At 76.3% G+C, this 24,695-nt stretch carries 29 protein-coding genes; 11 read left to right on the top strand and 18 right to left on the bottom strand.

Translation table 11 applies throughout. The features are described 5' to 3' along the window. The coding region (locus ACFSBI_RS14260; protein WP_377936068.1) for a S1C family serine protease at positions 1 to 705 on the top strand (705 nt) is incomplete at its 5' end. Here ACFSBI_RS14260 and ACFSBI_RS14255 read toward each other — a convergent pair. From ACFSBI_RS14255 to ACFSBI_RS14245, 3 genes are read right to left on the bottom strand one after another with little or no spacing between them, the layout of a single operon-like run. Beyond that, the gene (locus tag ACFSBI_RS14255; RefSeq protein WP_377936066.1) at positions 695 to 1,675 is read right to left on the bottom strand and encodes a D-alanine--D-alanine ligase family protein; all 981 of its coding nucleotides are present in this window, start codon (positions 1,673 to 1,675) and stop codon (positions 695 to 697) included. The genes ACFSBI_RS14260 and ACFSBI_RS14255 overlap by 11 nt on opposite strands. A gap of 8 nt (positions 1,676 to 1,683) precedes the next feature. Next, positions 1,684 to 2,775, bottom strand: a complete 1,092-nt coding sequence (gene alr / locus ACFSBI_RS14250) for an alanine racemase (RefSeq protein ID WP_377936064.1) — start codon at positions 2,773 to 2,775, stop codon at positions 1,684 to 1,686. Then, on the bottom strand, positions 2,772 to 3,419 hold the full coding sequence (locus ACFSBI_RS14245; RefSeq protein WP_377936062.1) for a M15 family metallopeptidase: 648 nt from the start codon (positions 3,417 to 3,419) through the stop codon (positions 2,772 to 2,774). Before ACFSBI_RS14245 ends, alr begins: the two co-directional genes overlap by 4 nt. A gap of 205 nt (positions 3,420 to 3,624) precedes the next feature. On the opposite strand from ACFSBI_RS14245, the gene ACFSBI_RS14240 reads away from it, so the two are divergent. Further along, positions 3,625 to 3,999: an HNH endonuclease gene (locus ACFSBI_RS14240; protein ID WP_377936060.1), complete on the top strand. Its 375-nt coding sequence runs from the start codon at positions 3,625 to 3,627 to the stop codon at positions 3,997 to 3,999. Between the two features lie 37 nt (positions 4,000 to 4,036). Then, a complete protein-coding gene (locus ACFSBI_RS14235; RefSeq protein WP_377936058.1) occupies positions 4,037 to 4,528 on the top strand; it encodes a hypothetical protein in 492 nt (163 codons plus the stop codon). 9 nt (positions 4,529 to 4,537) lie between these two features. On the opposite strand, the gene ACFSBI_RS14230 is transcribed toward ACFSBI_RS14235, so the two are convergent. After that, entirely contained in the window at positions 4,538 to 5,248 is a 711-nt protein-coding gene (locus ACFSBI_RS14230) for a DUF427 domain-containing protein (RefSeq protein ID WP_377936056.1), read from the bottom strand. A gap of 50 nt (positions 5,249 to 5,298) precedes the next feature. Between ACFSBI_RS14230 and ACFSBI_RS14225 the strand changes: the two genes are divergently transcribed. Both ACFSBI_RS14225 and ACFSBI_RS14220 read left to right on the top strand, forming a co-directional pair. Beyond that, positions 5,299 to 5,979, top strand: coding sequence for an SDR family oxidoreductase (locus ACFSBI_RS14225; protein WP_377936054.1), 681 nt, complete (start codon positions 5,299 to 5,301; stop codon positions 5,977 to 5,979). A 55-nt stretch (positions 5,980 to 6,034) separates the two neighbouring features. Then, positions 6,035 to 6,811 (top strand): dienelactone hydrolase family protein, encoded by a 777-nt coding sequence (locus ACFSBI_RS14220; RefSeq protein WP_377936052.1) that lies wholly within the window; start codon positions 6,035 to 6,037, stop codon positions 6,809 to 6,811. 4 nt (positions 6,812 to 6,815) lie between these two features. Here ACFSBI_RS14220 and ACFSBI_RS14215 read toward each other — a convergent pair whose 3' ends face one another. Beyond that, positions 6,816 to 7,010: a hypothetical protein gene (locus tag ACFSBI_RS14215; RefSeq protein ID WP_377936050.1), complete on the bottom strand. Its 195-nt coding sequence runs from the start codon at positions 7,008 to 7,010 to the stop codon at positions 6,816 to 6,818. Positions 7,011 to 7,079: 69 nt separating this feature from the next. Further along, a complete protein-coding gene (locus ACFSBI_RS14210; RefSeq protein ID WP_377936049.1) occupies positions 7,080 to 7,529 on the bottom strand; it encodes a GNAT family N-acetyltransferase in 450 nt (149 codons plus the stop codon). Positions 7,530 to 7,602: 73 nt separating this feature from the next. Between ACFSBI_RS14210 and surE the strand changes: the two genes are divergently transcribed. The 5 genes from surE to ACFSBI_RS14185 all read left to right on the top strand — a co-directional run bounded on the left by surE (position 7,603) and on the right by ACFSBI_RS14185 (position 12,514). Next, positions 7,603 to 8,349, top strand: coding sequence for a 5'/3'-nucleotidase SurE (gene surE / locus ACFSBI_RS14205; protein WP_377936047.1), 747 nt, complete (start codon positions 7,603 to 7,605; stop codon positions 8,347 to 8,349). A 137-nt stretch (positions 8,350 to 8,486) separates the two neighbouring features. Next, complete coding sequence (locus ACFSBI_RS14200) at positions 8,487 to 9,329, top strand: aminoglycoside phosphotransferase family protein (RefSeq protein ID WP_377936046.1); 843 nt, start codon at positions 8,487 to 8,489, stop codon at positions 9,327 to 9,329. Positions 9,330 to 9,350: 21 nt separating this feature from the next. Beyond that, positions 9,351 to 10,289 (top strand): DUF389 domain-containing protein, encoded by a 939-nt coding sequence (locus ACFSBI_RS14195; protein ID WP_377936044.1) that lies wholly within the window; start codon positions 9,351 to 9,353, stop codon positions 10,287 to 10,289. Positions 10,290 to 10,454: 165 nt separating this feature from the next. Beyond that, the gene (locus ACFSBI_RS14190; RefSeq protein ID WP_377936042.1) at positions 10,455 to 12,005 is read left to right on the top strand and encodes a DEAD/DEAH box helicase; all 1,551 of its coding nucleotides are present in this window, start codon (positions 10,455 to 10,457) and stop codon (positions 12,003 to 12,005) included. Positions 12,006 to 12,088: 83 nt separating this feature from the next. Next, complete coding sequence (locus tag ACFSBI_RS14185; RefSeq protein ID WP_377936040.1) at positions 12,089 to 12,514, top strand: organic hydroperoxide resistance protein; 426 nt, start codon at positions 12,089 to 12,091, stop codon at positions 12,512 to 12,514. A gap of 28 nt (positions 12,515 to 12,542) precedes the next feature. On the opposite strand, the gene ACFSBI_RS14180 is transcribed toward ACFSBI_RS14185, so the two are convergent. The 8 genes from ACFSBI_RS14180 to ACFSBI_RS14145 form a co-directional block, all read right to left on the bottom strand. Continuing rightward, complete coding sequence (locus tag ACFSBI_RS14180; RefSeq protein WP_377936039.1) at positions 12,543 to 13,061, bottom strand: GNAT family N-acetyltransferase; 519 nt, start codon at positions 13,059 to 13,061, stop codon at positions 12,543 to 12,545. A 44-nt stretch (positions 13,062 to 13,105) separates the two neighbouring features. Further along, the gene (locus ACFSBI_RS14175) at positions 13,106 to 14,317 is read right to left on the bottom strand and encodes an FAD-dependent oxidoreductase (RefSeq protein ID WP_377936037.1); all 1,212 of its coding nucleotides are present in this window, start codon (positions 14,315 to 14,317) and stop codon (positions 13,106 to 13,108) included. Beyond that, positions 14,314 to 14,667: a nuclear transport factor 2 family protein gene (locus ACFSBI_RS14170; RefSeq protein ID WP_377936035.1), complete on the bottom strand. Its 354-nt coding sequence runs from the start codon at positions 14,665 to 14,667 to the stop codon at positions 14,314 to 14,316. Before ACFSBI_RS14170 ends, ACFSBI_RS14175 begins: the two co-directional genes overlap by 4 nt. Before the next feature lie 36 nt (positions 14,668 to 14,703). Beyond that, complete coding sequence (locus ACFSBI_RS14165; protein WP_377936033.1) at positions 14,704 to 15,129, bottom strand: hypothetical protein; 426 nt, start codon at positions 15,127 to 15,129, stop codon at positions 14,704 to 14,706. Beyond that, complete coding sequence (locus tag ACFSBI_RS14160; protein WP_377936031.1) at positions 15,129 to 16,526, bottom strand: FtsX-like permease family protein; 1,398 nt, start codon at positions 16,524 to 16,526, stop codon at positions 15,129 to 15,131. Before ACFSBI_RS14160 ends, ACFSBI_RS14165 begins: the two co-directional genes overlap by 1 nt. Next, positions 16,523 to 17,308, bottom strand: a complete 786-nt coding sequence (locus ACFSBI_RS14155; RefSeq protein WP_377936029.1) for an ABC transporter ATP-binding protein — start codon at positions 17,306 to 17,308, stop codon at positions 16,523 to 16,525. The genes ACFSBI_RS14160 and ACFSBI_RS14155 overlap by 4 nt, the downstream gene beginning before the upstream one ends. Positions 17,309 to 17,554: 246 nt before the next feature. Continuing rightward, positions 17,555 to 18,217 carry a response regulator gene (locus ACFSBI_RS14150; RefSeq protein ID WP_377936070.1) on the bottom strand — a complete coding sequence of 221 codons (663 nt, stop codon included), beginning with the start codon at positions 18,215 to 18,217 and terminating at the stop codon, positions 17,555 to 17,557. 1 nt (position 18,218) lies between these two features. Continuing rightward, positions 18,219 to 19,400, bottom strand: coding sequence for a sensor histidine kinase (locus ACFSBI_RS14145; RefSeq protein ID WP_377936027.1), 1,182 nt, complete (start codon positions 19,398 to 19,400; stop codon positions 18,219 to 18,221). Between the two features lie 95 nt (positions 19,401 to 19,495). Here ACFSBI_RS14145 and ACFSBI_RS14140 point away from each other — a divergent pair, with 95 nt between their 5' ends. After that, the gene (locus ACFSBI_RS14140) at positions 19,496 to 20,368 is read left to right on the top strand and encodes an alpha/beta fold hydrolase (RefSeq protein WP_377936025.1); all 873 of its coding nucleotides are present in this window, start codon (positions 19,496 to 19,498) and stop codon (positions 20,366 to 20,368) included. A gap of 129 nt (positions 20,369 to 20,497) precedes the next feature. Here the strand turns inward: ACFSBI_RS14140 and ACFSBI_RS14135 are convergent, their stop codons facing one another. The 4 genes from ACFSBI_RS14135 to ACFSBI_RS14120 form a co-directional block, all read right to left on the bottom strand. Beyond that, the gene (locus ACFSBI_RS14135; RefSeq protein WP_377936023.1) at positions 20,498 to 20,815 is read right to left on the bottom strand and encodes a hypothetical protein; all 318 of its coding nucleotides are present in this window, start codon (positions 20,813 to 20,815) and stop codon (positions 20,498 to 20,500) included. 50 nt (positions 20,816 to 20,865) lie between these two features. Continuing rightward, a complete protein-coding gene (locus ACFSBI_RS14130; protein WP_377936021.1) occupies positions 20,866 to 22,374 on the bottom strand; it encodes a sulfatase family protein in 1,509 nt (502 codons plus the stop codon). 101 nt (positions 22,375 to 22,475) lie between these two features. After that, positions 22,476 to 22,811 (bottom strand): TraR/DksA family transcriptional regulator, encoded by a 336-nt coding sequence (locus ACFSBI_RS14125; protein ID WP_377936017.1) that lies wholly within the window; start codon positions 22,809 to 22,811, stop codon positions 22,476 to 22,478. Between the two features lie 106 nt (positions 22,812 to 22,917). After that, positions 22,918 to 24,585 (bottom strand): ABC-F family ATP-binding cassette domain-containing protein, encoded by a 1,668-nt coding sequence (locus tag ACFSBI_RS14120; protein ID WP_377936015.1) that lies wholly within the window; start codon positions 24,583 to 24,585, stop codon positions 22,918 to 22,920. Positions 24,586 to 24,695: the final 110 nt, after the last annotated feature.

Here is a 24,695-nt window from a genome sequence, read left to right as displayed (position 1 = left end):
GGCGCGTCGGGCGGGCTCGTGCTGCTCGTCACGCTGCTCGTCGGCGCGCTCGGCGGCGGGGCGACGGCGTGGGCGGTCGCGGAGGTGCGCACGCCCGTGTCGCCGCCGCTCGCGATCCCGGGCGCCACGAGCGCGCCGGGCACCGAGACCGAGGCCGCCGCGCAGTCGATCCTCCCCTCGGTCGTGCAGGTGCGCACGCAGCGCGGCAGCGGGTCGGGCTGGGTGCTCGACGGCGACGGGCACGTGATCACGAACCATCACGTGGTCGACGGCGCGACGCGGGTGCAGCTGCTCACCTCGACCGGCCGCACCGTGTCGGCCTCGGTCGTCGGCAGCGACGAGGAGAACGACATCGCGGTGCTGCGGACCGAGGCCGACGCCCTGCCGCCCGCGCGGACCGGCCGCAGCGCCACCCTCGCGATCGGGCAGCCGGTGATCGCGGTCGGATCGCCGCTCGGGCTGAACGGCACCGTCACCTCCGGCATCGTCAGCGCCGTCGACCGCGGCGGCAGCCAGCGGCTGCCGATGGTGCAGACCGACGCGTCGATCAACCCCGGCAACTCGGGCGGGCCGCTCGTCGACCTCGACGGCCGCGTGGTCGGCGTGAACACGTCGATCGCGACCCTCGGCTCCGGCAACATCGGGATTGGCTTCGCCGTCCCCGTCGACCGGGCCGTGTCGGTCGCGGAGCGCATCATCGGCTGAGCGCCGCCCCGGACGCGGCCGGCGTCGCGGCGAGGGCGGTCTCGACCAGCTCGGCGACGAGGGCAGGGTAGGGCAGGCCCGCGGCGGCGCACATCATCGGGAAGCCGGACTGCGCCGTCATGCCCGGCATCGTGTTCACCTCGTTCAGCAGGAACCCGTCGTCGGTGAGGAAGAAGTCGAACCGGGACAGCCCCGCGCAGCCGAGCGCCCGGAACAGCGCGAGCGCGGCCGCCTCGAGCCGCGGCCGCAGCCCGTCCGCAAGCGGCGCGGGCAGCAGCGGCACGACGCCCGTCTCGTACTTCCGCGAGGTGTCGAACAGGACCCCGTCCGGCTTCGCGAACTCGAGCACCGGCGGCACCAGCAGGGTGCCGTCCGGCCGCTGCAGCACCGCCACGTGCACCTCCCGCGCCCGCACGTACCGCTCCACCAGCACCGCGTCGCCGAGCGCGGCGGCCGCCGCGACGGCACCCGGCAGGTCGGCGGCGCGCTCCACGAGGGCGACGCCGAAGCTCGAGCCCGCGGTCGTCGGCTTCACCACGGCCGGCAGGGCGACCTGCGGCACTGGGGCGCCCGGCAGGACGAGCGCCGCCTCGACGACGCCGATGCCGAGGGAGCGCGCGAGGGCCTTCGTCGCGTGCTTGTCCATCGCGATCGCCCCGGCCCGCACGCCGCAGCCGACCGCCGGTACCCCGGCGAGGTCGAGCAGCGCCGCGGCGCTGCCGTCCTCCCCGCGGGTGCCGTGCAGCACCGGGAACGCCGCGTCGCAGCCGGCGAGCAGACCGAGCGCCGTCGCGAGGGAGGCCGCGGGGGAGTCGCCGAGCGGGCCTGCGGCGTCGTGCCAGACGCCGTCGCGGCCGATCGTCAGCGGCACCGGATCGTGCCCGGCCTCCGCGAGCGCCGCCGACACCGCCGCCGCGCCGCGGAGCGCCACCTCGTGCTCCGGGTTCGCCCCGCCGCCGACGACCGCCACCCGGCGCCTCAAGAGCGCACCACCCGCGCGCCGACGCCGGTGAGGACCTCGTGCGGGTTGGTGCCCGCCCACGCGGCCCACTCCGCGACGCTCGGGCCGCCGTCGCCGAACACGGTCGCCACGCTGCCGAGGGGCACGCCGGCCGGTCCCGCGTCGACCACGACCTGGTCCATCGAGATCCGGCCGAGCACCGGCCGGCGCGCGCCGCCGAGCAGCACCTCGGCCCCGACCGCGGACCGCGGCAGCCCGTCCGCGAAGCCGACCGGCAGCGTCGCGAGGACGGTGTCGCGCGGGGCCGTCGCCGTGTGGCCGTAGCCGACCGGCGTGCCGGCGCGGACGCGGCGGGTCAGCACGACGGGGGCGGTCAGCGTCGCCACCTCCCTGAGCCCCTCGCCGATCCCGTAGAGGCCCGCCCCGACGCGCACGAGGTCGAAGCGGGCCGCGGGCACGTGCAGCGCCGCCTCCGTCGCGGCGAGGTGCCTGAGCGCGGGGCGCAGCCCGGCCGCGCGGGCCGCGGCGACCGCCCCCGCGAAGGCGCGGATCCCCGCCGCGGTGCTCGGGTGCCCGGGCAGGTCGGCGCAGGGCAGGTGCCCCATCACGCCGACGACCTCGACCGCGTCGCGGGCCCCGGCCGCGGCGCGCACCAGCCGCCGCCACTCCGGCACCGAGGCGCCGTCGCGCGCCATCCCCGTGTCGACGTGCAGGTGCGCGGCGGCGCGGACGCCGAGGCGGCGGGCGGCCGCGGCGAGCGCCGCGAGGTGGTCGGCCGACGGGACCGCGACGTCGATGCGCAGGCGCAGCGCGGTCTCCCAGTCCGCGTCGACCGGGTGCAGCCAGGCGAGGGTGCGCGCGGCGAGCCCGGCGCGGCGCAGCGCGACCGCCTCGGCGAGCGTCGTGGTGCCGAGCCAGGTGGCCCCCGCGCCGAGCGCGGCTCGGGCGACCGCCTCCGCGCCGCAGCCGAAGCCGTCCGCTTTCACGGCGGCGAGCACGGGGACGCCGGCGGTGCGGCGGAGCACGCGGACGTTGTGAGCGACGGCCGCGGGGTCGAGCCGCAGCATCGGGCGGGCGGCGACCCGGCCCGCCTCGGCGAGGGCGATCACCGTCCCGACGCCGATCCGACGAGACGGGCGGGCGCCTCGACCGGCCCGTAGCGCGCGGCGGGCGAGCGGGTCGCCCAGGCCCAGTACCGGTCGCCGTGGCTCCAGTGCCACCACTCGGTCGGGTAGTTCACGAGCCCCGCACCGCGCAGCGCCTCGGCGAGGGTGCGCCGCTCGATCCTCGCCTCGGCCGGGACGGCGGCGTCGAGGAAGCAGGCGCCGCCGCTCTCCTCCGGCGTCGCGTCGATCGGGGTGCCGAGGTCGAGCGGTCGGCCCAGGCGGTCGACCAGGGTGACGTCGACCGCGGCGCCCGCGACGTGCGGCGCGACCTCGAGCGGGGCGACGAAGCGGCTGATGAGCCGGCGGCGCTCGCCCGCGGACTCGAACGGGTGGTCCCGCTCGACCGCGGCCGCGTAGCGGTCCCAGATCGCGGTCTGGTCGCCGGGCGACCGGTGCCCCTCCACGACGAGCAGCCGGCGCCCGGGCGGCAGCAGCAGCCCCGCGGCGGCGAGCCGGGCGGCGAGGCCGGCGCGGACGAGCGGGCGCTCGCCGAGGGCCTCGACGCCGTGGGGGACGGGGACGAGCGGCTCGCCGCACTCGCGGACGGGCACGGCGCGGATCTCGGGATCCGCGAGCAGGACGGTCATGGGTGCAGCGTCCCGCGGCGGGTGCCCGCCGCGGATCGGCCCCGGGTCGACGCATCCTCCGCCGCGAGGCGGGTCCTCCCTCATCCTCGGGGCGGAGCGGTCTGCATCTTGTAGGCAGATCTGGCCGTGGAGGCGAGATCTGCCTACAAGATGAAGGGCCAGGCGGTGGAACAGGGCTGCGGCCTCCAGCGTTGTCGCGAGGACGATGGCACAGCTGGACCGGGCGGAGCGGCTGGCGGCGGCGCTCGAGCGCGACGGCGCCACCTGCGTGTGGTGCGGCGGCGGGTTCGACCGGCTGTCGCGGCCGACCACGGAGCACGTCGTGCCGCGGGCGAAGGGCGGGCCGTCGTGGCTCGAGAACGAGGTCGCGGCCTGCCGCCGGTGCAACGGCGAGCGCGGCCATCGGGCGCTCGTGGAGTGGCTGGACGAGTGCGAGCGCCGCGGCTGGCACCCGGACGTGCCGCGGCTCGAGCGCGTGCTCGTCGACCTGAAGCGGGCGATCGCCGAGCGCGGCGGGCAGCGCCGCGCCCGGCCCGAGCTGGCGGCCCAGCTGCGGCGCCTGCGCAGGCGCGCCGCCTGAGGCCGCACCGTCCAGGTGCCGGCGCCATGATGCGACGGTGCCCCGCCTCCGCCCCGCCGCCGTCGGCCTCGCGCTGCTCGTCGCGCTGACGGGCTGCTCCGGGCAGCCGGAGGAGACCGCGAGCCGTCCCGCCGGGCCGCCCGCGGCGAGCACCCGCGCCGTGGACGACGTCTGCGCGCTCGTGCCGGTCGCGCGGCTGCGGGCGGCGATCGGCGCGGACCCCGGCGCGGGCGTCCCGTCGAAGGGGCCCTTGAACGGCGGGCAGTGCGTCTGGACCGTCTCCACGACCCGGCGGGTGCTCGCCCAGTACACGCCGCAGCCGGACGTCTTCCTGCCGGAGGGCGTCGTGCCGAGACCCCGGTCGGCGACCGAGGTGCGGGGCGCGACCCGCGGCTTCGCGGCCGGGGAGTCGGGCACGGTCCTCGTGGTGAAGGACCGCCGCGGGCTGCTGCTGAAGACCGTGGGCTTCGACGGCGGCGACCAGGCCGCCTACGAGGCGCTGGCGGAGGCGATCGTCGCGAACCTCTGACCAGCGCGGTCAGGCGGTGACGCGGCGGCCGTCGACCTCCAGCTCCACCTTCTCGGCGTAGAACGCGACGTGCTCGAGCGCCGGGAAGCCCTCCGGCAGCGGGCGGGGCAGGCTCCATGCCGCGTCCTCGACCCGCTGCCCGCCGGCCGTGACGTGCCAGTGCTGCCCGTCGCCCTTGTAGGGGCACTCGGAGACCGTGCCGCTCCGCTCGAAGGCGCCGATGGCGGTGTCCGCCCACGGCACGTAGTAGCGCACGGGCAGCCCGGTCTCGAACAGCAGCTTCGGCCGCAGGCTCTCGGCCACGACCTCGCCGCCGACGCGCACGACGACCGAGCGGGACGCGGTCAGCACGTCGACCCGGTGGTACGGGTCCTTGAAGTGCGCGTACACGGGCTCGTCCTCGACGAGCCAGCGGTCCGCCGCGCTGAACCGGATCGACACGCGGTCGCCGATCGCGTCGGCGGGATCGTCCGCACCGGGCCGGGCCGTCGCGCCCTCCGGCAGCAGGTCGGCGCTCACGTCGCCGGCCGGGAACCACAGCTGCGGCATCCGGCCCGCGGCGTGCAGCATCACGGCGCCCTCGGTGTCGAGCACGGTCCGGTCGCCGACGATCGCGCGCACGCGCCTCGGGTAGGGCTGCAGGAAGGCGTCCGGCCGCGCGGGCAGCACGGCCCCGTCGCAGTCGGGGGAGAGGGGGCCGGTGCCGACGCCGAGTGCCATGCGCGCAGACGGTAGGCGGGCGCCCTGGGAGGCGCTCCTAGCCTGGCGGCATGGAGCAGCGCAGGGTCGCCCTCGTCACCGGCGGCAGCCGCGGCATCGGCCGCGCGATCGCGGCGGACCTCGGGCGCACCCACCACGTCCTGGTCGGCGGCCGGGACGCCGGCGGTGTGCAGGCGGTCGTGGACGGGCTGCCGTCGGCCGAGCCGTTCGTCGCCGACCTGGCCGCAGGTCCGCTGCCGCCCGTGCCGGAGCGCCTCGACGTGCTCGTGCACTCCGCCGGGGTCGAGGACGGGACCACGGTCGCCGGCACCGACCGGGCGACGTGGGAGCGGGTCTTCGCGGCGAACCTCTTCGCCGTCGCGGACCTCACGCGCGCCGCGCTCCCGGCGCTGCGTGCCGCGGGCGGGCTCGTCGTGCTCGTCAACAGCGGCGCCGGCTTCACCGCGTCGGCGGGCGGGGCGGTCTACGCGGCCTCGAAGTTCGCGCTCCGCGCGTTCGGCGACGCGCTCAGGGAGGAGGAGCGCGGCGCGGGCGTCCGGGTCACCGCCGTCCATCCCGGGCGCACCGATTCGGACATGCAGCGGGCGAAGGTCGCGCGCGAGGGCGCCGAGTACGACCTGCGGTACCTGCTCGCGCCGGAGGACGTCGCCGCGGTCGTGCGCACCGCGGTCGACCTGCCGGCCGGCGCCTCGCTCGACACCGCCTCGGTGCGCCCGGCCCGCGTGCGCTGAGGCCCGGCGGCGACGGACAGCCGGCGATGAGGAGGGCGGGCGCAGACTCGCGGACATGACGTACGCCCCCGAGCTGCAGCAGATCCTCGACCGCGAGCCCGAGCCGAGCGGCGGGGTGACGCTGCGCGACGTGGACTACGACGTCGACGGGACGGCCTGCCGCGGCGTCCTCGCGGTGCCCGCGGGCGACGGCCCGCACCCGGCCGTGCTCGTGATCCACGACTGGATCGGCGTGTCCGACATGGTGCGGATGCGCTGCGAGATGCTCGCGCGGCTCGGCTACGCCGCGTTCGGCGGCGACGTCTACGGCGCGAACGTCCGTCCCTCGCAGGCGGAGGCGGCGCAGGTCGCCGGCTCCTACTACGGCGACCAGGACCTCTGGCGGCGCCGCGTGACGGGCGCGTTCGAGGCGATGCGGGCGCTGCCGGAGGTCGCCGAGGACCGCACCGCCGCGATCGGCTACTGCTTCGGGGGCTCCTCGGTGCTGCAGCTCGCCCGCACCGGGGCCGACCTCTCCGCGGTCATCAGCTTCCACGGCGGCCTGCAGGCGGGGCCGGAGGGGGAGGCGGAGCGCATCCGCGCGTCGCTGCTCGTGCTGACCGGCGCCGTCGACCCGGTGGTGCCGCCCGAGGACGTCGCGGCGCTCGAGGACGAGCTGCGGGGCGTGCCCGACCTGGACTGGCAGGTGGTCACCTACGCCGGCGCGATGCACGCCTTCACGGTGCCGGGCACGGACGCCCCCGACCACGGCGCCCAGTTCCAGGCGACCGCCGAGCGGCGCAGCTGGACGGCGATGAAGGACCTCCTCGTCGAGGCGCTGCCGGTCGGCTGAGCGGTCAGACCGCCGCCTGCGCCTCGGCCAAGGTGCGGAAGCGGCCGAGCAGGTCGCCCTCGAGCCCGAGCACGACGAAGCGGCGGCCGTGCTCGATCGTGCCGACCGGCCGTCCGTCGCGTCGCCCGGACCAGAGGAACCGGCCGAGCCGCCGCCACTCCGCCGGTGCCGTGCGGGCGGGGGCGGGGAAGAGGTGCATGGGGCGAACGTAGGGCAGGGCTCGGACACCGTCGCGCGGATGCGCGAACCGGCCAGGCGACGGGCGCGATCAGGCGGCCGGCAGCCGCATCGGCACGTGCGGGATCCCGTCCTCGACCCAGCCGGGGCCGTCGAGCGCGAAGCCGAAGCGGCCGTACCAGCCGGCCAGGTGCTCCTGCGCACCGAGCACCACCGGCAGCGCGGCGTCCCGCTCCCGGCACCGCGCGACGGCCGTCCGCATCAGGTCCGCGCCGAGCCCGCGCCCTCGCGCCGCCGCCGCCGTCGCGACGCGCCCGATCCGCCAGGCCCCGCGCTCCTCGAGGATCCGCAGCGTCGCGAGCACCGCGCCGTCCTCCTCGATCCACAGCTGCTCGGCTCCCGGCTCGACGTCCCGGCCGTCCAGGTCGTCGTACGCGGCGCGCTGCTCGACGACGAAGACGGCGTTGCGCAGCGCCATGAGGCGGTAGAGGACGACGGGGTCCATCGCGGCGGCGGTCGACCGGTGCGGCTCGGGAGGCACCCGCTCCACGCTAGGGGAGCGGACGCCTGAGGGCTTCGGCTCCCGCCGATGCGGGTGCCGTAGCGTCGAGGACGTGCCGAGCCTCCGCATCCTGGTCGTCAACGACGACGGGATCGACGCCCCCGGCATCCGGCCGCTCGCCGTCGCCGCCGTGGCGGCGGGCCACGAGGTCGTGATCGCCGCGCCCGCGCGGCAGTGGTCGGGCGCGAGCGCCGCGATCCTCGTCGACGACGACGCGGACCAGGTCGCGGTCGACCGGCGGCAGGTGCCCGGCGTGCCGGAGGCCTTCGCCGTCCACGCCGCACCCGCGATGTGCGTGCTGCTGGCGCTCCGCGGCTCGTTCGGCCCCCGCCCCGACGTGGTGCTCTCCGGCATCAACTACGGCGCGAACACCGGCCGCGTGCTGCTGCACTCCGGCACCGCGGGCGCCGCGCTGACCGCCGGGGTGGGCGGGCTCCGGGCGCTCGCGGTCTCGCTGGACGTGGACCAGCCCTCCGACGCGCTGCACTGGGAGGACGCGGCCGCGGCCGCCGTCACCCTGCTGCCGCTGCTGCAGGCGCAGCCGGCGGCGACCGTGCTGAACCTGAACGCACCGAACCGGCCCGGTGCCTTCGAGTTCCGCGAGGCGCCGCTCGCCACCGGCGGCGTCGTACGCACCTCGTCCGCGGACGGCGGCGACGAGGAGGAGCTGCGGGCGGCGCTCGGCCGCGCCGGGGCGGCGGACGCGGGCAGCGACCTCGACCTGCTCGCGCAGGGGTACGCGACCGTGACCGCGATCACCCCGCCCGGCGCCGTCGCCCTGCAGGGCGCCCTGCCCTGACGCCCCCTCCCGAACGACGGATCCCCGCTCGATCGACGGACAGTTCCCCGAACGACGGAGCGACACGCCGCGCTGATCGACCCGGGCGGCCGGAACTCCGTCGTTCGGGAGGCCCGCGCTGCGCCAGGGTGGAGCGCGTGCCCGCCGCCGACATCGAAGCCGGACCCGAGATCGCGCGGGCGCTGCTCGAGGAGCAGCACCCCGACCTCGCCCGCCTGCCGCTGGTGCCCGTGGCCGAGGGCTGGGACAACGTCGTGCTGCGGCTCGGGGACGACCTCGCCGTGCGGCTGCCGCGCCGGCGCGTCGCGGCCGCGCTGATCCGCCACGAGCAGCTGGCCCTGCCCGCGATCGCGGCGCGGGTTCCCGTCGCGGTGCCCGCGCCGGTCCGCGTCGGGACGCCGACGGACCGCTTCCCCTTCCCCTGGTCCGTGGTGCCCTGGTTCGCGGGCGGCACCGTCGCCGACGCGGGGATGCGGGAGGACGCCGGGCTCGCCGAGGCGCTCGCGGCCTTCCTCGCCGCCCTCCACGTGCCCGACGAGGCCGCGCCCGAGAACCCGGTGCGCGGCGTCCCGCTCGCCGCGCGGGCGACGGCGATGACCGAGCGGCTCGCGGCGCTGGACGACCCGCGGCTCGACGCGCGGTGGAGGGAGGCGCTCGACGCGGCGCCGTGGTCCGGGCCGCGCCTCCGGCTGCACGGCGACCTGCACCCCGCGAACCTCGTGCAGCGGGACGGCCGCCTCACCGCCGTCGTCGACTTCGGCGACACCGGCGGCGGCGACCCGGCGACGGACGTCGCGACGGCCTGGCTCACCTTCGGGCCCGGCGCGCGCGAGCGGTTCCGCGCCGCGCTCGCGCCCGACGCGGCGACCTGGACAAGGGCGCGCGGCTGGGCCCTCTGCATGGCGGCGGCCCACGTGATCGACGGCGGCCCGACCACCGCCGCGATCGGCCGGGCCGCGCTGTCGCAGGTCCTCGCGTAGGGCCTCGGGCAGGATCCACGCGTGCTCCACGCCACCGTCGTCGTCCGCCCCGAGCGCGCGGAGGCGGCGATCGCCGCGATGCGCGGCGTCCCCGGGGTGACGAACGTGCAGCACCGGCGCGCCGCCGTCGAACCCTCCGGCGACGTCGTGGAGGCCGACGTGGCCCGCGAGGCGGCGGACGGCCTGCTCGACGCGCTGCGGCCCGCGGTGCTCGACGCGGGCGGCACGGTGACGCTGCTGCAGGTCGACACCGCGCTCGGCGCGCCGATCCGGCAGGCGGAGGCCGACGCGCCCGGCCAGGGGGACGACGCGGTCGTCTGGGAGGAGGTGGCCCAGCGCACCAGCGAGGAGTCGTCGCTGTCGGTCACGTTCCTCGCCTTCCTCGTCATCGCGATGCTGATCTCCGCGGTCGGCGTCATCACCGACAGCTCGGTGCTGGTCGTCGGCGGCATGGTGCTCGGGCCGGAGTTCGGGCCGCTCGCCGCGATCGCGGTGGGCCTCGTCAGCAGGCGGTGGCGGCTCGCCTGGCGCTCGATGCGGGCGCTGCTCGTCGGCTTCCCCATCGGCGTGGCGATCACGGCCGCGGGCACCGCGCTCGTCGCCGCGACCATGGGGCTGCCGAAGGGCTACCTCGACGGGAACCGGCCGCTGACCTCCTTCGTCTCGCACCCGGACGCCTGGAGCGTGATCGTCGCCCTGCTCGCGGGAGCCGCCGGCACCCTGTCGCTCACCTCCGCGAAGTCGAGCGCGATCGTCGGCGTCTTCATCAGCGTCACGACGATCCCGGCGGCCGCGAACACGGGCGCCGCCCTCGTCGCCGGGCTGCCGGGCGAGGCGCTCGGCGCCGCGGTGCAGCTGGTCGTGAACATCGCCTGCATCCTCGTCTCGGCGGTCGCGGTGCTGCTGCTCCAGCGGCTCGCCGCGCGACGCCGTCGGGCGGCCGCTGCGCGGAACCCCTGATCCCCTCCGGTACGCTTCGTGGTGCGCCCGTCGGGCGCCTGCGTCGGAGCGCCCAGATCTCCCGGCCCATCCAGGTCGGTCGAGCGAGGCGCGTGCGGCGCACGAGGTGCACCGAACGCACCGCCGCCGCGGCGACCGAAGCCGCTCGAACCCGAGAGCACTCCCATGCCCACCCAGTCCTTCGCCGATCTCGGCGTCCCCTCCTCCCTGCTGCCCGCGCTGACCGAGCGCGGCATCACGGAGCCCTTCCCGATCCAGTCCGCCACGCTGCCGGACTCCCTCGCGGGCCGCGACGTGCTCGGCCGCGGCCGCACCGGCAGCGGCAAGACCCTCGCCTTTTCGCTGCCGCTCGTCGCCCGCCTCTCGGGCGGTCAGCGCCGCTCCGGCCGGCCCCGCGGGCTCGTGCTCGCCCCGACCCGCGAGCTCGCGACGCAGATCGCCGCGGTGCTCGAGCCGCTCGCCGCGGCCGCCGGCATGCGCATCACGACCGTCTTCGGCGGCGTCTCGCAGCGCCCGCAGGAGACCGCGCTGAAGGGCGGCGTCGACATCGTCGTCGCCTGCCCCGGCCGGCTCGAGGACCTGCTGAGCCAGCGCGTGCTCACCCTCGACGACGTGCAGGTCACCGTGCTGGACGAGGCCGACCACATGGCCGACATGGGCTTCCTGCCCGGCGTCACGCGCATCCTGTCCAAGACGCCGGAGCGCGGTCAGCGGCTGCTCTTCTCCGCGACGCTCGACAACGGCGTGGACAAGCTGGTGCAGCGCTTCCTCCACCGCCCCGTCACGCACTCCGTCGACGACGGCCGGTCCGCCGTCGAGACGATGGAGCACGCGGTGCTCGAGGTCGCCGACGCGGACGCGAAGAAGCACGTGATGGAGGCGCTCGCCTCCGGCACCGACCGGCGCATCCTGTTCGTGCGCACGAAGCACGTCGCGAAGCGGCTCGCCAAGCAGCTGACCGCGGCCGGGATCCCCGCCGCGGACCTGCAGGGCAACCTGTCGCAGAACGCCCGCGAGCGGAACCTCGCCGCGTTCTCCACCGGCGGCATCCGCGTGCTGGTGGCGACCGACGTCGCCGCGCGCGGCGTGCACGTCGACGACGTCGCGCTCGTCGTCCACGTGGACCCGCCGACCGAGCACAAGGCGTACCTGCACCGCAGCGGCCGCACCGCGCGGGCCGGCGCGAGCGGCACCGTCGTCACGCTGGTGCTGCCCGAGCAGCGCCGCGACGTCGCCGCCCTGCTCCGCGCCGCGGGCATCAAGGCGACCCCGACGTCCGTGACGGCGACCAGGCAGGAGGTCGAGGCGCTGCTCGGCGAGGTCGCGCCGAAGGTCGCGCCGACGGCGGTCGCCGCGCCTGTGCAGCCGCAGCGGAAGCCCGCCCGGCAGGGCGAGCCCCGGCGCACGGGGGAGGGTCGCGGCCAGGGCGGCGCGCGTCGGCAGGCGGAGCCCGGGCAGGGCGGCCAGCGCCGGCAGGGCGATGCGGGCCAGGGCGGTCAGCGCCGGCAGGGCGAGTCCCGCCGGAGCGGCGAGCCGCAGCGCTCGGGGCGTCAGCAGCCCGCCCGCGGCGGCCAGCAGGGGCCGCGGCGCAGCGCGCCCACGACCGTGCGCTTCAGCACCGCGACGCCGGGCAGCGGCATCGCGCCCCTCCACGCGGACCAGCAGCCGGAGCGGCCGCAGAGCCGCCGCGGCCCGCGCCGCGCCTCCCGCCCCTGAGCGGAGGGATCGGGCAGGGCGGACCGCACCGGTCGGTCCTGCCCGCGCCCGGCCGCTCAGCGGCCGCTGCCTAGCCTGGGCGCATGGCGGAGACGATGTACTCGACCGAGGCGCTCTCGACGGGCGGAGGACGCAACGGGCACGTCCGCACGACGGACGGCCTGATCGACCTCGATCTGGCGACGCCGCCCCAGATGGGCGGATCGGGCGCCGGCACGAACCCGGAGCAGCTGTTCGCCGCGGGCTACGCCGCCTGCTTCCACTCCGCGCTGCAGGGCGTCGCCCGGCAGCGGAACGCCTCGCTCGGCGACTCGAGCGTCGGGGCCCGGGTCTCCCTCCACCGCACCGACGACGGCGGGGTCGGCCTCGCCGTCGAGCTGGAGGTCGTGATCCCCGAGCTGCCGCGCGACGAGGCCCAGGAGCTCGCGGACCTCGCCCACCAGGCGTGCCCGTACTCGAAGGCGACCCGCGGCAACATCGAGGTCCGGGTCTCCGTCGTCGACGACTGATCGCGCAGGAACTGCGGATCCGCGAGGGTCAGGTGGCGATCCAGTAGCGGCGCTTGCCGACCCGGCTGTCCTCGTACTCGCCGCCGTTGCGCTCGATCACGGCGCGGGAGCCCGCGTTGTCCTCGTCGCACGTGATGAGCACGCGCTCGATGCCGAGGTCGCGGGCGATCGGCAGCGCGTCGCGGAGCGCGGCGGAGGCGTGCCCGCGGCGGCGTGCGGAGGGGCGCACGCTGTAGCCGATGTGCCCGCCCTGCTCGAGCAGGAACGGCGTCAGGCGGTGCCGGATCTGCAGCGACCCGACGACCTGGTCGCCGTCCACGATCCAGAGCGCCGTCGCCGGCACGTACCCCTCGGGGCGCGGGAAGTCCTCCTGCACGTTCCCGACCAGCTGCGCGACGAGGGCCGCGAACGCCTGCTCGTCGGCCACCGACGCGACCTCGAAGCCGTCCGGCAGCCCGGCGCCGTCGATGTGCCCTGACCCGAACTCGGCGGCGGCGACGAGCCAGGAGGCGTGGTGGCGGACGTGGGGCACGACGAGCGATCCCATGCCGACAGTCTGCTCCTGGACCGAGGGCCGCTCCAGGCGGCGGCTCAGCGCGCCGCGAGCACCGCCTCGGCCGCGCGGCGCCCGCTCGCGAGCGCGCCCTGGCTCGACGGCGCCGCCCGGTGGTCGCCCGCGCCGCGCAGGCCCGGCGCGAGCCGCTCGGGCTTCCGCAGGCGCGAGCCGCCGGGCAGCGCCGGCAGCGCGTGCGGCACCCGCGTCGTCGCGACCTCCTCCCAGTCCGCGGTCGGCACGCCCCAGAGCCGGGCGAGGGTCCGGCGCAGCACGGCGTCCGGCAGCGGCTCGGGCGCGAGGACGCTGGAGGCGACGAGGGCGCGACCGCCGGCCCCGTACGACGGCGCCGCGTTCGTCATGACGACGCTGTTCACCACCGGTCCGCCCTCCGTGTCGAGCACGAGCAGGGGGCGGTCGACCGGCGGCGACGCGACCGCGTGCCAGACGGTCGTCACCGCGTGCATCGCGGGCTCCGGCAGTCCGAGCAGCCGCGCGGCGGCGCGCGGGTCCGCGGCGGCGACGACCTCGTCCGCGCGCTCCGTCGCGCCGTCGACGTCGACCTCGCCGGGGCGCACGGCGTCGACCCGGGCGCCGTAGCGGACCCGGCCGCCGAGCCGGGCGGCGAGCAGCGCAGGCAGCGCGCCCATCCCGCCGTCCGGCACGACGACGTCGCCGCGGACGAAGGTGCGGAGGACGGCGGTCGCGAACCGGCTCGACGTCGTCAGGCGGTCGTCGAGCAGCACCCCGGCGAGGAAGGGGCGCAGGAAGTGCTCCGTCGGCGCCCCCGCGGCGCCCCAGCGCTCGAGCACGGCCTGGAACGGCTCGTCATGCGCGCGCCGCAGCGCGTCGGCGGGGCCGTAGGCGGCGACCGCGAGCAGCGCGCCGAGCCGCGCCCGCTCGAGCGGCGTCCCGAGCGGCGCGGTCACGAGGCCGGCAGCGCCCGCGGGCACCCGCCGCGGGTCGGCGACCAGGTGCAGCCCGCGGGCGTCGCGGAGGTAGGCGCCGCTGTCGAAGGCGCGCAGCGGCAGGGCGTCCAGGACGCCGAGGCGGCGCAGCTCCGGGTACGCGGTGTTCAGCACCTGGAACCCGCGGTCGATCGTGAAGCCGTCGACCCGGTCGCTGCGCATCCGCCCGCCCGGCGCGTCCGACGCCTCGAGCACCTCCACCTCGCGACCCGCGTCGACGAGGCGCAGCGCGGCCGCGAGCCCGGCGAGCCCCGCGCCGACGACCAGGACGCGGCCGCTCACGGCGTGATGACGAGCCGGCTGATCGCCTCGCCCCGCAGCGTGAAGGCGAGCTCGCTCGTGCCGTTGTAGCCGTCGCCGGACACGAGCACGGTGGCGACCACCTCCTGCGGCGTCGCGCCCGGCTTGCAGCCGAGCAGGTCGAAGTGCGCCTGCTCGCCGATGTTGCCGGTGCGGTCCCACTCGGCGACGCCCTGACGGCCGTGGTGCTCGCGGCCGCAGTCCGACAGGAAGGCGTCCTCCGTGAACACCTGCACGAGCCCCTCGCCGTCGCCGGCGTTCGTCGTGTCGACGAAGCGGCGCACCGGGGTCGGGACGTCGGCCGAGAGGCTCATGCCGTTCGCGTCGCTCATGCCGCCATCGTGGCGGCGGGGGTTGTGCGCGGGGTGTCAGCCGGTCGCGGCCGCGGCGTCGACCGGGGTCCAGCCGTAGTAGCCGCCGTCGATCGCCGTGACGGCCCAGTTGCCGCACCGCCGGACCTCCGCAGGCACCCGCTGCGGCGCCCAGGCGGCGCCGATGGCCGCCCCGCGACCGTCCGGCAGCGCGGTGCAGGAGTCGGGCAGCGGCCCGGCGGAACGCGCCTCGAGCACGGCGGCCGCCCGGTCCGCGCCGCCGCGGGTGGACGCGACCCAGCGGATCCGCGTCGCGTCCTCCGGCAGCCACCCGGGCTGGGTCGCGGGCGTGCTCCACGCCTTCAGCAGCGCGGCGGGATCGGCCGCGGTGCCGCCCCGCCGGTGCGCGACGAGGGGCGAGGCGCTGCAGCCGGCGAGCGCCACCGCCAGGGCGAGGGCCGCGGCGACGGGTGCGGCGCGCATCACTCCGCCCCCAGCGCCTCGACCGGCGACACGCGGGTCGCACGGCCGGCGGGCGCGACGGAGGCGACGAGCGTGAGCAGCAGGCCGCCGCCGACGACCGCGACGAGCACGCCCCACGGCACCGCGACGAACCACGGGCCCGGCATCTCCGGCGCCGACCCGAGCAGCGCGTGCGCGCCGGCCCACCCGTACACGGTGCCGAGCAGCAGGCCCAGCGCGGCCGCGGTCATCACCAGCTGGCCGGCCTCGGCCAGCACCATCCGCCGCAGCTGCCGGGCGCTGAACCCGAGGGCGCGCAGCAGCCCGAGCTCGCGGGTGCGCTGGAGCACGCCGAGCGAGAGCGAGCTGACGAGGCCCGCGCCCGCGATCACGGCGCTGAAGCCGATGAGGGCCGAGAACACCGCGATGGTGGTCGCGAGGGCGGCGTCGATGCCCGCGTAGTAGGCGGGGTCGTCGCCCGCCGCGGCCTTCACCATCGCGCTGAACGTGGTCAGCGCCGTGCCGAAGGTGACGACGAGCGTGACCGACACGAGCAGGCCGACGGTCGAGCGGGTGCTGCGCAGCGGGTGGCGGACGGCGTTCTCCGCCGCGAGCCGCGCGGTCGGCGAGGTGCCGAGCAGCCGCCCGGTGAGCCGCAGCGCGCGGGGGATCACGAGGTGCGCGCCGAGCACGATCCCGGTGAACGAGGTGACGCCGCCGCAGAACGCGACCAGCAGGCCCTGCTCCGACACGGTCCCGAGCACGACGCCGCCGCCGAGCAGCAGCGCGCCGACGCCGACGAGCGCGGCAGCGGCGGCGCTGCGCACCCTCGAGGCGCGGGTCTCCTCCTCGGACGCCTCCTCCGCGCCGCCGAGCGCCTGCACGGGCGTGACGTCGAGGACGCGGCGCGAGCCGATGCGCGCGGCGAGCCAGGTGGTCAGCAGCACCGCCGCGGCGGGGACGAGCACGACCGGGTTCGCGAACGAGTAGGTCACGGACTCGAACCGCCCGAGCGCCCGCCCGGCGCCGAGCAGCGCGGCGACGAGCGCCGTGCCCGTGACGAGCCCGATCCCGGCGCCGAGGGCGCCGACGACGAGGCCGTCCCGCGTCACGGCCCGCCGCTCCGCCCGCGCCGTCGCGCCGAGCAGGCGGTGCAGGGCGATCTGCCGCACGCGGCCCGCGACGACGACCGCGAAGGTGTTGGTCGTCACGACCGCGCTCGCGTAGACCGCGACGACGACGAAGACGAGCCCGACCGTCTGCAGCAGCACGGCGACGGTGCCGCTGCCGCCCGCGACGGGATCCGCCCGCAGCGTCGCGGCGAGCAGGCCGACGCCCTGCAGCAGCGCGACGCCGAAGGCGGCGGCGAGCGACGTCACCAGGACGCCGGAGACCGGCAGCCGCGACCCGGCGCTCATCGTCCGGCCTCGAGCGAGAGCATGAAGCCGGCGACGGCCTCGGGCGACATGCGGCCCTGCTCGGCGACCAGGCGCCCGTCGGCGAGGAACACGACGCGGTCCGCGAAGGACGCGGCGACCGGGTCGTGGGTGACCATGACGATCGCCTGCCCGTACCGGGCCGAGGCGCCCTCGAGCAGGCAGAGCACCTCGCGGCCGGTGCGGCCGTCGAGGTTGCCGGTCGGCTCGTCCGCGACGACCAGCTCGGGCCGTCCGGCGAGCGCGCGGGCGATCGCGACGCGCTGCTGCTGTCCGCCGGACAGCTCGCGCGGCCGGTGGCCGAGCCGGTCGGCGAGGCCGAGCTCGTCGAGCAGGGCACCGATGAAGGCGCGCTCCTCCCGCGACGGCTTCCGGCCGCGCAGCTCGAACGGCAGCAGCGCGTTGCCGATCACGTCGAGCGTCGGCACGAGGTTGAAGGCCTGGAACACGAAGCCGATGCGCTCGCGGCGCAGCTCGGTCAGCGCGTCGTCGTCCAGCCCGCGGATGTCGCGGCCGCCGAGGCGGATGTCGCCGCCGCTCGGGGCGTCCAGCCCGGCGAGCAGGTGCATCAAAGTGCTCTTGCCGCTGCCGGACGGGCCCATGATCGCGACGAACTCGCCGCGCGCGACCGTCAGGTCGACGCCGCGGAGCGCGTGGACGGTGCCGTCGCCGGCGCCGTAGTGCTTCGTGAGCCCTCGCGCGGCGACGACGGGGTGCGCGGACGGCGCCTCGGCGCCGGGCGGGATCGGGAGTGCGGTGGTCATGCGCTCGACGCTAGGAACGGGCATCCTCAGCGCGCGTCCCGCGAGCGGCTGAACCGCCTCCGCCTCCCGGCGGAGTCGCACCCCGCACCCCGCCAGGCCGACTCCGCCGGTCGAGGTGCGACGGAGCAGCCTCGAGACCACCGGCCACCTGCTCCGCCGGTCGAGGTGCGACGGAGGAGCCTCGAGACCACCCGCGTAGTCCGTTTCGAAGGTGATCCGGTTGCGCCGGATCACCTTCGAAACGGACTACGCGCGGTCGGTGAGGTCGTTCTCGTAGGCGAAGACCACCAGCTGCACGCGGTCGCGCAGGCCGAGCTTCGCGAGCACGTTGCTGATGTGCGTCTTCACGGTCGCCTCGGACACGTACTCCGTGCGGGCGATCTCGCTGTTCGACAGGCCCTTCGCCGCCAGCGCGAAGACGTCGCGCTCCCGCTGGGTGAGCGACTCGAACTCCTCCGGGACCGGTCGCGACCGGCGCGGCTCGTAGTGCTCGAGCAGCGCTCGCGTCGCCGACGCGGCGACCACCGCGGTGCCCGCGTGCACGGTGCGGATCGCGGCGATCAGGAAGTCGGGGTCGGCGTCCTTCAGCACGAACCCGCTCGCGCCCGCGCGGATCGCCGCGGCCGCGTCGGCGTCCAGGTCGAAGGTCGTGACGACGATCACCCGGGGGCCGGGCTCGCCGCGGCGGCGCGCGGCCTCGAGGATCCGCTCCGTCGCCCGCACCCCGTCGAGCACCGGCATGCGCACGTCCATCAGCACGACGTCCGGCCGCTCGCGCTCCACCAGCGCGATCGCCTCCTCGCCGTTCCCGGCCTCGCCGACGACCTGCAGGTCGGGCTGCGACCGCACGATCATCGAGACCCCGCGCCGGAACATCGCCTGGTCGTCGACGAGGACGACCCGGATCACGTCAGCCACGGGCGCCCACCACGGGCAGCGCGGCGGTCGCCCCGGCGGGCAGGAAGGCCCGCACCCGGAAGTGCTCGCCGTCCGGCCCCGCCTTCAGGTCGCCCTGCACCGCGGAGGCGCGCTCCCGCATCCCGATCAGGCCGTGACCGCCGGAGGACGGTCGCGGCGGGCGCTCCGGGTCGAGGGCGGAGCGCACCTCGACCTCGAGGCCGTGCCCGGTGCGGGTCAGCACGACGGATGCGGGCCGGCCGCGGTCGCCGTGCCGCAGCGCGTTCGTCAGCGACTCCTGCACGATGCGGAACGCCGCGAGCTGCACCGAGGTGGAGGTCTGCGACGCGGCCTCGTCCAGGTGCGCCTCCACGTCGAGCCCGGAGGTCCGGAACTGGTCGAGCAGCGCCGGCAGGTCCGCGAGCCCCGGCTGCACGCTCGTCGTCCCCTCGTACCGCAGCTGCTGCAGCAGCACCCGCACGTCGGCGAGCGCCGCCCGCGAGACGCCGCCGATCGTCTCGAGCGCCTCGTCGACCGCCTCCGGGTCGGTGCGGCGCAGCAGCCGCGCGCCGTCGGACTGCGCGATGACCACGGCCAGCGAGTGGGCGACGACGTCGTGCATGTCGCGGGCGATCCGGGTCCGCTCCTGCTCCGCCGCGGTCTGCTGGTCGGCCTCGACCGCCCGCTGCCGGTTGCTGCGGGACTGCCGGCTGGTCGCGACGAGCACGCCGATCGTCCAAGCCAGCAGCAGCGTGACGGCCGCGAGGGAGCCGATGATCAGGAAGGAGCGCAGCGCCTCGGTCGGGTCGCCCCGCAGCAGCTGGCCGAGGGAGTGCCGTGCGGCGAACGCGCCCGCGATCCCGCCGCCGACGAGGGCGGAGACGAAGGCGCTCCATCGGGTGGCGCGGGACCCGTAGGCGGCGCAGGCGTAGACGACGGGCGGGATCGCCGCGTCGAGGAGGTTCGGGTCGGTGTCGAGCGCCATCTGGACCAGGGCCGCGGCCCACGCGATCCCGAGGGCGACGGGCGGCGACAGGCGCCGGAGCGCGAGCGCACCGGCCAGCAGCAGGGCCGGCACCACCGCGCCCGGATCCCACGCGCCGCTCGTGACGGGCCCGGCGGCGAACACGACGGCGTAGGCCAGCGCGATCAGCAGGTCGACGGCGCGCTCCGTCCGGGTCAGGTCGCGCAGCACGGCACCACGGTAGGGGCGGCCCGGCGCAGCAGCGACGGATCCGGGCGGAGTTCCGTCTGCAGGATGAGTCCGGGGGACGCTGCGAGACTCGCCGCATGTCCATCGAGCACCTCACCCTCGCCGACGGCCGCGTCCTCGAGGTCAGCGTCCTCGGGCCCGCACGGGGCCTGCCGCTCGTGTACCACCACGGCACCCCGGGCGGCGCCACCCCGCCGCGCTTCCTCGAGCGCGAGGTGACGGGCCGCGGGCTGCGCCTCGTGTCGTTCTCCCGGCCGGGCTACGGCGACTCGACCCGGCGGCCCGACCGCGCGGTCGCCCAGGTGGTCGAGGACACCACGCAGGTGCTCCAGCACCTGAAGGCCGATCGCAGCCTCGTCGCCGGCTGGTCCGGCGGCGGCCCGCACGCGCTGGCGTGCGCCGCGCTGCTGCCGGGCGTGCAGGCGGCGCTCGTGATGGCGGGCGTCGGGCCGCACTCGGCGGCCGACCTCGACTTCTACGCCGGCATGGGCACCGACAACCTGCAGGAGTTCGGCGCCGCCCGGGGCGGCGAGTCCGCCCTCCGCGCCTACCTGCTCGAGGCGGGGGAGCAGCTGAGCAACACGGACGCGGGCGGCATCACGAACGCGCTGTCGTCGCTGCTGCCGGCGGTCGACCGCGAGGCGCTCTCCGGCGAGTTCGGGGACGACACGGCCGCCTCGTTCAAGGAGGCGCTGCGGCACGGCGTCGAGGGCTGGATCGACGACGACCTGGCCTTCATCGACGAGTGGGGCTTCGCGATGGACGACATCGCGGTGCCGGTGCACCTCTGGCAGGGCGAGCTGGACAAGTCCGTGCCCGCCGACCACGCCACGTGGCTCGGCGCCCACGTCCCGGGCGCGAAGCTGCGGATCGTGCCGGGCGAGGGCCACATGTCGCTCGTGCAGAGCGGCATCGGCCGCATGCTGGACGACCTGCTCCGCGCGAAGTAGCGGTCTGCGGGAGCGGTCTCGAGGCTCGCTGCGCTCGCACCTCGACCAGCGGGGCGGTCGACGTGCGGCGAGGAGCCTCGCGACCGCCCCGGATCGCGCGTGGGGGCGGTCGCGAGGCTCGCGGCGGCGTCAGCCCTGCGGGCGGCCCGCCGTGCCGTAGGACGTGGTGTCGACGTAGATCGTCTCGACGTCCGTGCCCTCGACGACCTCGGCGACGCGGTCGCGCCAGTCGGGGCGGACCAGCCCGCCCAGCTCCTCCAGCACGTCGTCGGGGTCGCCCTCGAACTCGAACACGGTCACCGTCTGGCGCTCGTGGACCGTGGAGTGCGAGACGGTCACCTTCGCCTGGTAGTCCTCGCGGGAGACCCCCTCCGGCATCCAGGCGGCGATGTAGTCGTCGTCGCTGACGCCTTCCTTCAGCGTCCTCACGTAGATCGCACGCAGCATGCAGGGCTCCTTCCCTCGACGCCGCGGGGTGCGGCCTGCAGCGATCCTGCCTAACCCAGCCTGGCGGCGGCCTGGCACTGGGCCCGGCCGCTGCACGTCGTCAACCGGTGCAGCGCGCGCACGAGGTTCGACGGCACCCCTGCCTTCACCCGGTCGTGCAGCTCGTACGGGTCGTGCCGCAGGTCGTAGTACTCCTGCTCGCCGTCCGCGTAGCGCACGTAGAGCGAGTCCTTCGTCCGCACGGCGGCGTACCCGGGCGGGTCCGCGCCGCGCTTGTTCTGCAGGTCGGGGTCGCCCGGCACGCCCTGCCGGTGGTGGTGCTCGAGCAGCACGGCCTGCTGCCAGTGCTTCGGCTGCTGGCCGAGCCAGAGCGGCGCGGCGCTGACCCCGTCCGCCTTCGGGTCCGTCCCGACGCCGGAGAGGTCGAGGAAGGTCGGCGCGATGTCGATGCTCGACGACATCAGGTCCGTGCTCGTGCCGGCGGGCACCCGGGGCCCGGTGACGACGAGCGGCACCTGCACGTCCGTGTCGAACGCGGTCTCCTTGCCGGGCGTCAGGCGGTACTCGCCCATGTGGAGCCCGTTGTCGGAGGTGAAGACGACGTAGGTGTCCCGCTCGATGCCCGACGCGGCGACCTGCTTGCGGAGGTTCCCGATCAGGTCGTCGATCGCGAGGTCGGCCTCGAGCCGCCGCTCCCAGTCGCGGCGGATCTCGGCCTTCTCGCGGCTGGTCAGGGGGTAGTGGCCGCGCAGCCACTTCGGGGCGTCCTGCACGGTCGCGTTCCACGCGGGCGTCCGCGGGTACGGGACGTGCGCCATCGTGCCGACGTACCGCTTCGGCGGCACGTAGGGGTCGTGCGGCGCGTAGGTCGCGACCTCGAGCATGAAGGGTTGACCGGTCGGGGCGGTGTCGCGGATGAAGCCCGCCGCCTTCCGGCTCAGCACGTCGACCATGTAGTCCTGCGGGCGGTGCCCGTAGTGGCGCGGGACGCCGTTCTCGTTCAGGGTGTAGCCGAGCTCGGCGTAGCCGCCGCCCCCGCCGGTGACCCACTCGTCCCAGCCGGGCTCCGGCTTCATCGTCTGGGGGATGTAGCCGTTCAGGTACTTGCCCATGAAGGCGGTGCGGTAGCCCGCCTTCTGCATCGCGACCGCGAAGCAGTGCTTCTGGTCGCCGTAGTGGTGGAAGCCCGAGATGCCGCCGTCGGTGCCCGCGTTCGTGAACACGCCCGTGCTGTGCGGGTAGCGGCCCGTGAAGATCGAGGAGCGCGACGGGCAGCACAGCGAGTTGACGACGAAGTGCTTGTTCATCGTCCGGCCGTCGACCTGCATCTTCTGCAGCTGCGGCATGTGCTTCACGAGGTTCATCGCGTAGTCGTCCGCCAGCACGAAGACGAAGTTCGGGTGCTCGGCACCGGCCTTGATCACGGGGCGCTGCACCTGCTGCGGCGCGGACATCGTCACGGGCGCCGCGGTCGTCGACGGGCCGGGCGTCGGGCTCGAGCAGGCGCCGAGGAGCAGCACGGACGCGAGCGCGGCGACCGTGGCGATCGCGCGCCTCACGCCTCGGATCCGAATGGTGCGGGGAGGCGGCGGGGCGCGATCACCGGGGGATTCTGCATCATCGGCGCGCGATCCGGGGACGCCGGCCGGGGGAGTGTCGCTCAGGCGTGCCGGACGCAGCGGTCCGTCAGCGGCCGGGCCTCGAGCCGCCCCTCGGGGATCGGCTCCCCGCAGACGGCGCAGCGCCCGTACTCGCCCGAGTCGAGCCGCCGCATCGCCTGCTCCGCGTCGTCCAGCCGGCGGAGGGCCGCCGCGCGGATCGCGTCCGCCTGCGACCGCTCGAACGCGAGCGTCGCGCCCTCGGGATCGTGCTCGTCGTCCGAGTTCGCGTCCGCCCGAGCGGTCACGACGTCGTGGATTCGCCGGTCGAGCTCGGCGACGGTGCGCAGCGCGTCCTCGCGCACCGCGAGCACCCGGCGCCGCGCCTCGTCCTCCACGCCTCCAGCATGCCTCCGGCGCACCTCCGGTCGGGCCTTGCCGCTTCCGTCCCCCTCCGGGCCGCGGACGGGGACGAGAGCGGCAAGGCCCTGGAGACGGAGGTGGTCAACGGGCCCGCTGCACGAAACCGGCGTCCCAGACCGGCACGTCCGACTGCCGCACCCGCCCGTCCGAGTCGAACACGAGGAAGCGGTCGAAGGTGCGCGCGAACCAGCGGTCGTGGGTGACCGTGAGGACGGCTCCCTCGAAGCGGTCGAGGGCCTGCTCCAGCGCCTCAGCGGACTCGAAGTCGAGGTTGTCGGTCGGCTCGTCCAGCAGCAGCAGCGTCGCGCCCTCCAGCTCCAGCAGCAGGATCTGGAAGCGCGCCTGCTGGCCGCCCGACAGGCTCTCGAACCGCTGCTCGGCGCTCTTCACGAGCCCGTAGCGGTTCAGCACCGCGCTCGCCGCGCCCCGGTCCATCCCGGCGCGGTCGGCGTCGCCGGCGTCCAGGATCTGCAGCAGCGTCCGGCCGGTGAACTGCGGCTGGTCGTGCGTCTGGTTGAAGTAGCCCGTGCGCACGCGGCTGCCGAGCCGGACGACCCCGGTGTGCGCGACGGGGTCGCCGACGGACTCCTGGTCGACGCGGGCGTCGTCGAGCTGCCGCAGCAGGCGCAGGAAGTGGCTCTTGCCGGAACCGTTGCTGCCGAGCACCGCGACGCGGTCGCCGAACCACACCTCGGTCGAGAACGGGCGCATCAGCCCGGTCAGCTCGAGGCGCTCGCAGGTGATCGCCCGCTTCGCGGTGCGGCCGCCGGTGAGGCGCATCGCGACCTTCTCGGGCACGGGTGCCGCCTCCGGCATGCCCTCGGCGCGGAACCGGTCCAGCCGGGAGCGGGCCGCCTGCAGCCGCGAGGCCATGTCCGAGTTGTACGCGGCCTTCACCTTGTACATCGCGACGAGGTCCTTCAGCTTCTGCTCCTCCTCGAGCCAGCGGCGCCGCACCTCGTCGAGCCGGTCGTTGCGGTCGACCCGTGCCTGCCGGTACGTGTCGAGACCGCCGCCGTGGAGCCAGAGGGTCGCGCCCGCGCCGCCGCGCTCGAGCGTCGCGATCGCGGTCGCGCAGCGGGCGATCACCTCGCGGTCGTGGGTGACGAGCAGCACGGTCTTCGCCGAGTCCCGCACCTGCTGCTCCAGCCACTCCTTGCCGGGCACGTCGAGGTAGTTGTCGGGCTCGTCGAGCAGCAGCACGTCGTCCGGGCCGCTGAAGAGGCACTCGAGCACGAGGCGCTTCTGCTCGCCGCCCGACAGCGTCGACGCCCGGCGGTACCGGGCCTGCTCGAACGGGACGTGCAGGGCCTGCACGGTGGCCGCGTCCCAGCGGACCTCCTCGTCGTACCCGCCCGCGTCGCCCCAGTCGGCGAGCGCGCGGGCGTACGCCATCTGCGTCCGCTCGGAGTCGTCGAGCACCACGCTCTCCTCGGCCGCGTCGACCGCCTCGGCGGCGGCGCGGATCGCGGCCGGGCTGGTCGTGAGCAGCAGGTCCCGCACGGTCGCGTCGCCGCCGACGGAGCCGATGAACTGGCGCATCACCCCGAGGCGGCCGGACAGGCCGCGGGTGCCCTCCTGCAGCGGGATCCGCCCGTCGAGCAGCCCGAGCAGGGTCGTCTTGCCGATGCCGTTCGGGCCGACGAGCGCGACCTTCGCGCCCTCGCCGATTCGGAGCGACACGTCGCGCAGCAGCGGCCGCCCGTCGTCGAGGGCGTGGTCGACGTGCGCGAGCTCGAGGTGCGCCACGGGGGCCTCCGGAAGTCGCGGCGCGGTGGCCGGCCGCAGATCGCAGCCGGCCAGGGTGCCCGAGCAGCGACCAGCCCTGCAACTCTTCATCTCGTAGGCACACCCCCGCC

Origin of the sequence: Amnibacterium endophyticum, from assembly GCF_042680685.1 — a bacterium.
Lineage (GTDB): Bacteria > Actinomycetota > Actinomycetes > Actinomycetales > Microbacteriaceae > Amnibacterium > Amnibacterium endophyticum.
The sequence above is the reverse complement of the archived record's forward strand: the minus strand, read 5'-3'. Positions and strand labels throughout refer to the sequence as shown.